1 protein-coding gene is annotated in these 231 nt (G+C 65.4%); it reads right to left on the bottom strand.

What is annotated here, in order from left to right; all coding sequences use genetic code 11:
• Nucleotides 1–231, bottom strand: a 231-nt coding sequence (locus KVS71_RS19420) for an aminotransferase class IV (RefSeq protein WP_217585344.1), incomplete at both ends; no start/stop codon positions are given.

Below are 231 nucleotides of genomic sequence, written 5' to 3' on the forward strand. Positions count from 1 at the left end.
GACAGTGTAGCCGCAGCCCTCGGCGAGCTGCAGCAGCGAGTCGCGCGTGAAGCCCTCGAGGATGCTATACGACTCCGGCGACACGACACGACCGTCTTTGAACACGAACACGACGTTCATGCCGCCGAGCTCCACGACATCGCGGTTCTCGATGAGGAACACGACCTGGACACAGCCCTTCGCACTGGCCTCGGCCTGCGGCAGGGGGCTGGTGGCGTAGTTGCCGCCCGT

This window comes from Microbacterium sp. GbtcB4 (assembly GCF_019091465.1).
Lineage (GTDB): Bacteria > Actinomycetota > Actinomycetes > Actinomycetales > Microbacteriaceae > Microbacterium > Microbacterium paraoxydans.